Origin of the sequence: Phenylobacterium sp. (genome assembly GCF_037968635.1) — a bacterium.
Lineage (GTDB): Bacteria > Pseudomonadota > Alphaproteobacteria > Caulobacterales > Caulobacteraceae > Phenylobacterium.
In genome coordinates this window covers 1-5987 of record NZ_JBBKVV010000161.1, presented here as the reverse complement: position 1 = coordinate 5987, position 5987 = coordinate 1, and the positions used below count along the sequence as shown (strand labels likewise).

At 65.8% G+C, this 5987-nt stretch carries 6 protein-coding genes; 5 read left to right on the top strand and 1 reads right to left on the bottom strand.

The genetic code is table 11. The annotated features are described in order from the left end of the window. Positions 1–393: nitroreductase family protein (locus tag AAC997_RS17955; RefSeq protein ID WP_340647074.1), on the top strand; the 393-nt coding region annotated here is incomplete at its 5' end. Between the two features lie 273 nt (positions 394–666). On the opposite strand, the gene queF is transcribed toward AAC997_RS17955, so the two are convergent. Beyond that, on the bottom strand, positions 667–1122 hold the full coding sequence (gene queF, locus AAC997_RS17950; protein WP_340647073.1) for a preQ(1) synthase: 456 nt from the start codon (positions 1120–1122) through the stop codon (positions 667–669). An 81-nt stretch (positions 1123–1203) separates the two neighbouring features. Here queF and AAC997_RS17945 point away from each other — a divergent pair, with 81 nt between their 5' ends. From AAC997_RS17945 to AAC997_RS17930, 4 genes are all read left to right on the top strand, one after another. Continuing rightward, a complete protein-coding gene (locus AAC997_RS17945) occupies positions 1204–2022 on the top strand; it encodes an SDR family NAD(P)-dependent oxidoreductase (protein ID WP_340647072.1) in 819 nt (272 codons plus the stop codon). A gap of 207 nt (positions 2023–2229) precedes the next feature. Beyond that, entirely contained in the window at positions 2230–2922 is a 693-nt protein-coding gene (locus tag AAC997_RS17940; RefSeq protein ID WP_340647071.1) for a TorF family putative porin, read from the top strand. Positions 2923–3186: 264 nt separating this feature from the next. Beyond that, positions 3187–5118: a nucleoside-diphosphate sugar epimerase/dehydratase gene (locus AAC997_RS17935; RefSeq protein WP_340647070.1), complete on the top strand. Its 1932-nt coding sequence runs from the start codon at positions 3187–3189 to the stop codon at positions 5116–5118. A 59-nt stretch (positions 5119–5177) separates the two neighbouring features. Beyond that, positions 5178–5987 (top strand): SDR family NAD(P)-dependent oxidoreductase (locus tag AAC997_RS17930; protein ID WP_340647069.1); only part of this gene is annotated, 810 nt, incomplete at its 3' end.

Sequence of the window (5987 nt, the reverse complement as noted above, 5' to 3'; positions counted from 1 at the left end):
CCGGCCGCCAAGGCCGTTTTCGCCGATCGCCTGGAGGCGCTGGCCAATTCCCGCGGCGACGTCCGCGCCGCCGCAAAACTCGGCAAGCTGAAGATTCCGCCCCTGGGCGTGGCCGTCATCTCGCGGCCCAAGGCCGGCGAAATCCCCGAATGGGAGCAGTTGCTCTCGGCGGGAGCCGTCTGCACCACCCTGCTCTATGCCGCCCAGGCCCTAGGCTACGGAGCTAACTGGATTACTGATTGGTACGCCTATGACGACGAAGCCAAGGCGATACTGGGCCTCGAGCCGGACGAGAGGGTGGCCGGCTATATCTTCCTGGGCACCACGAAAGAGCCGCCGCAGGAGCGGGAGAGGCCCGACCTGACCGGCCTTGTCACCGCTTGGCGGCCCTGAAACACAACGGCCGGACGGCGAAGGGTCGCCGCCCGGCCTGAAGTGTGACACGCCCGAGGAGAGTTGGGCGGTAGAGCCATACTCCATTTGAACGGCGTCGGCTAGTCGACGGTTGATTCGCGCCCGCCGCCGCCTCCTCGAGACTCACCAGGCGGCGAGAGACCGGAAGATCTCCAGGACCATCAACTCCTGTTTTACTGTAGCGCTTGAGTGTTGACGGCCCAATACATGCTTGCGGCGCTCAGAACCCTGCCACACCGCTCCGAAATCTCGTCAGCCCCGGCCACGATAGGGCGCGACACCTTGATCCGGGAGCCACAGCCCGGCGGGCGCTGCGCCGCTCTGCCAGAAGACATCGATGGGAATGCCGCCGCGGGGGAACCAATAGCCACCGATCCTTAGCCACACGGGCTCAGCCACCTCGACGATCTTGCGGCCAATGGCTACCGTGCAGTCCTCGTGGAAGGCGCCGTGATTGCGGAAGGCCCCAAGATAGAGCTTCAGAGACTTGCTCTCGATCAGCCACGGACCCGGCGCATAGTCGATCACCAGATGGGCGAAGTCGGGCTGTCCGGTCACCGGGCATAGGGAGGTGAACTCTGGAATCGTGAAGCGCGCCAGATACAGGGTGTCAGCCTGCGGATTGGCGACCCGCTCCAGAACGGCATCTTCGAGCGAGTCAAAGCCGCGAACCTCGCGGCCGAGTTGGGTGAGTTGGATCTCGTCCATGCCGCGCGCTTTACGCCGCGCGGGCCGCGCCCGCAACCGAGACTCCGGCGCGGCGAGGCGTTATCACGGCGAAATGCATCAGTGAGAGGACGCGGGATGAACGGCAAGGATTTCCAAGATTTCGTGGTGGTGGTGACCGGCGCCTCCACGGGGCTCGGGCGCGCCATCGCTGTCGAGACCGCCAGCCGCGGGGCCCAGGCGGTGATCGTCAACTACGCCTCCAGCGCCGACGAGGCCGCCGAGACCGGCCGCCAGGTCGAGGCCCACGGGGCCAAGGCCGTGCTCGTGCAGGGTGATGTCGCCTCCGACGACGACTGCCACAGGATCGTCGCCGCCGCCGCACCCTTCGGCCGCATCGATGCTCTGTTCAACAATGCCGGCGTGACGAAGTTTGCGCCCAACCACGCCGACCTGGACGCCGTGACCGCTGACGACTTCCTGCGCCTCTATAGCGTGAACGTGGTGGGGGCCTATCAGATGGTCCGCGCCGCGCGGTCCCTGCTGGAGGCGGCCCCTCAGCCCGGCGCGGTGGTCAATACCTCCTCCATCGCCGGCGTCGCCGGGATCGGCTCCTCGGTGCCCTATGCGGCCTCGAAGGGCGCGCTGACCACAATGACCCTGTCCCTCGCCCGGGCGCTCGCCCCCAAGATTCGCGTAAACGCCATCTGCCCCGGATTCATCGACACGCCCTGGTTCGGCAAGGGCGTGGGGGCCGAGCGCGCTCAGAAGATGCGCGACGGCGCCGCCGCCTCCACGCCGCTCAAGGCGGCATCGAGCGCCGAGGATATCGCCGGCGCCGCCGTCTTTCTGGCCGCGCCTGCTTCGAAACACGTCACCGGAGAGACCTTGCTGGTGGATGCCGGGTCTCACCTGAACTATTCGCCGCTGGCGATGCGTTGAGGCTTGACCAACTGCGGCGAGGCGTGGCGCCTAAGGCACAGCTTGGCGCCTATTTTGACGGCGCCCCACTCCGTTAACGCACAAATTCCACGCAGCGAGTAGCAAGGGGCCGCTGCAGCTCCGCCTCGCGTTGATCTGAAGGCCTCCAACTGGCGATCTCGGGCGACGGTTGGGCGAAGCTCGGCTGGATATAAGGGGATAACGAAAATGAACGTTCTGAAGACCATGCTTCTCGCCGCTGCGGCCACCGCCGCCATGGGTGGAAGCGCCCTCGCCGCCGATGACGACATCGCGCTGTCCTTCAACCTCGGCGCCGCCACGGACTACGTGTTCCGCGGTGTCAGCCAGACCGACAACGAAGGCCAGATCTACGGTGGCGCTGACGCCACCCTGTACGGCATCGGTTATGCCGGCGTCTGGATCTCCAATGTGGAATTCGGCAACGGCACAGACCTGGAGTACGACATCTACGCTGGCATCAAGCCGACCGTCGGCGTCGTGAACCTCGACCTCGGGGTCTACTACTACGGCTACACCAACCAGCCGACCGGCAGCCACGAAGACTACGTCGAGTACAAGGCCGCGGCCTCGACCGCCGTTGGTCCGGCCACTGTCGGCGCCCTGGTGTTCTATTCGCCGGAGTTCTTCGGCAAGACCGGCAAGGCCACCTATTACGAAATCAATGGCGCCGTTCCCGTCGCCGAAAAGGTCTCGGTCTCGGGCGCTGTCGGTCACCAGGAAATCGAAGGTCCTGCCGACTACAACACCTGGAACCTGGGCGTGAGCTACGCCCTGAACGACAACGTGGGCTTCGACCTGCGCTATCACGACACCGACGAACACAGCTTCGGCGACATCTACGAAGCCAAGGTCGTTGTCGGCGTGAAGGCCAGCTTCTAAACACCTCAACACTCTGCCTTCTGGGAAAGCCGCCCCCTCGCTGGGGGCGGCTTTTCTGTTTCCGCGGCGCGCCGTGCGGGCCAACCGGTTTCCACCCCCGGACGCCCTCCTGCCTGTTCTCAATTCGCCGCGTGCGAAGGGCCGCACATCCCCAAGCGCTTCCAGGCGGAAAGCGCCCGCGGCGGGAGTTTCATTGGACCGTCGCGCCCACCCCTCTATGGTGCTGGTTAGGACGGTCGGAGCGGAGTGCGATTCATGGAGCAGATGACCAACCGAGCCCAGACCATCGTCGTTGATACGCTGATCGCGGCTGCGGCCTTCCTCCTCGCCTATCTGCTGTCATCGGCCCGCACCCTGGGCCTGGACGATGGCGATCTCTCCGCCCTCAATGTCGCGCAGTTCATCGGTCTCTACGCCGCCCTGGCCTGCGTGTTCTCCACGGTGTTTCGGCGCGAACTGTCGCCCTGGCGCTATGTCTCCATTCCCGACGCTCTGGTGCTGGCCAGGACAGCCGTCCTCACCGCCGGGGTCTTCCTCCTGGCGGTGTTCGTGATCGATCGGGCCAGCGGCCTGCCGCGCTCGGTCCTGGCCATGGCCACCATATTCCAGATGACCGGCTCCATGGGCGCGCGGATCATGCGCCGCGCCCTGCACGAGCATGCTTTGGACAGCTTCGCCCCGCTGAAATCAATCCGCGACCGTACCCCCCAGGCCCCCTCCCTGCTGCTGATCGGGCCGATGGCGCTGGCCGACACCTATCTGCGCGACGTGGCGCGGCGTCACGACCACGCCTGGACCGCGGTCGGGATCGTTGGGCCCGATGCCCGCGACGTGGGCCAGCAAGTCCGAGGTGTCTGCATCATCGAGTGCATCGACAACCTCGATGCCGCCCTGGCGGACCTGCGGCGTTGGAACCGCTATCCCCGGGCCATTCTGTTCCTGGACGAGCCAGGGCGACTGAAGGGCTTCACCGCCGATCAGCTTGGACGGCTGAAGAACGACGGCATCCGCCTTCTGCGCCTGCCCTCCATCGTCGAACTGTCCCAGCATGAGGGCATGGCCCTGCTGCCTATGCGCGAAATCAGCGTCGAGGAACTGCTGGCTCGCGAGCCCATCGAGTTGGACCACGAGGCCGTGAAGGCCCTTATCCGTGGCCGCCGGGTCCTGATCACCGGGGCCGGCGGTTCGATCGGCGCCGAACTGGTGCGTCAGGTCGCCGCCTACCAGGCCGCCCACGTCACCATGCTCGACTTTTCGGAGACCTCGCTGTTCGAGATCGACCGCGAACTGGGCGAGACCTTCCCCAACTTGTCGCGGCACGCAGCCCTGGTGGACGTGCGCAACGCGACCCGCGTCGCCGACTGCTTCCAGCAGCAGAAGCCAGACTTGGTCTTCCATGCTGCGGCGCTCAAGCACGTGTCCATGGTCGAGCGTCACCCCCGCGAGGGGGTGTTGACCAATGTGGTGGGCACCTGGAACGTGGCCGAAGGCGCACGTGGCTGCGGCGCGGCTCAGATGGTGTTGATTTCCACCGACAAGGCCGTCGATCCCTCCAACGTCATGGGCGCAACCAAACGTTTGGCCGAGGCGGTGATCCAGGCCCAGCAGAGCGGCGGGGGCACACGCTTCTCCGCAGTGCGATTCGGCAATGTGCTCGGCTCGGCCGGCTCGGTGGTGCCGATTTTCAAGTCACAGATCGATCGCGGCGGCCCGGTGACCGTGACCCATGAGGACATGGCCCGGTTCTTCATGACCATTCCCGAGGCCGCCCAGCTTGTCCTGCATGCCACCGCCACCTGCGCCGAGGGCGCCGACGCGACTCACGCCCGCCTTTTCCTGTTGGAGATGGGCGAACCCGTGCGGATCATGGACCTCGCCCGCCAGATGATCGCTCTATCGGGCCGCACCCCCGGCAAGGACATCGAGATCGAGATCACCGGCCTGCGTCCCGGCGAGAAGCTGACCGAAGCCCTGCTGGACGAGACCGAGCGCTCCCTGCCTTGCGCGCCCAAGGTGATGGAGGTTGTCTCCTCCTCCGCCCTGCGGATCACCGCCAACCATCTGCTGGATCTCGAAGGCCTCGCCGACAAAGGCGATGTTGAAGACGTGCGACGCGCGCTTTTCGATCTGGTCGCCCAGATCCGTGGCGAGAAGCCCGGCTCGGCGCCGGCCCTGCGGGTCGTGGCCAACCGCTAGACGTCGGGCCACCGGCGATCAGCCCGAACGATCACCTCGCATAGCGTTAAGAGAGATTCATGGCGGTTATCCTGGTTACCGGATCGGCGGGCTTCATTGGCTCGCACACGGCTCATCGGCTGCTCGACCGCGGCGATCAGGTGGTGGGTCTCGATGACCTGAACGCCTATTACGATCCGACGTTGAAGCAGGCGCGCCTGGCCCGCCTGGAAGCCCGCGAGGGCTATCGCCACGCCAAGATTGATCTGGCTGACCGCGAGGCGGTGGCCAAGCTGTTCGCCGAGACCAAGCCCGACGGAGTGATCAACCTCGCCGCCCAGGCCGGCGTCCGATACAGCCTGGAGAACCCCGAGGCCTATGTCGACGCCAACGTCGTCGGTTTCCTCAACATCCTGGAGGGTTGCCGGGCGGTGCAGCCCAAGCACCTGGTCTTCGCCTCAACCAGCTCGGTCTACGGCGCCAACGGCAAGCTGCCCTTCTCGGTGGGCGACGCCGTCCACCATCCCATCACCCTCTATGCGGCCACCAAGCTCGCCAACGAGTCCATGGCCCATTCCTACGCCCATCTGTTTGGCATCCCCTCCACGGGCTTCCGGTTCTTCACCGTCTACGGCCCCTGGGGCCGGCCCGACATGGCGCTGTTCAAGTTCACCGAGGCCATCCTCAAGGGCGCGCCCATCGACGTCTACGGCGAGGGCAAGATGCAGCGTGACTTCACCTATGTGGACGACATCGTCTCAGGCGTCGTGGCCGCCCTGGACCGGCCCGCCACGATCGATCTCGCCTGGAACCCGCTTGCGCCAAATCCCGCCACCAGCGGCGTCGCCCCCTGGCGCATCCTCAACCTCGGCAACAGCCAGAGGGTCGAG

Excerpts from the sequence above, each read along its gene's own strand:
- queF (WP_340647073.1), bottom strand. The coding sequence starts at position 1,122 with ATGGACGAGATCCAACTCACCCAACTCGGCCGCGAGGTTCGCGGCTTT.
- AAC997_RS17940 (WP_340647071.1), top strand. The coding sequence starts at position 2,230 with ATGAACGTTCTGAAGACCATGCTTCTCGCCGCTGCGGCCACCGCCGCC.
- AAC997_RS17935 (WP_340647070.1), top strand. The coding sequence starts at position 3,187 with ATGACCAACCGAGCCCAGACCATCGTCGTTGATACGCTGATCGCGGCT.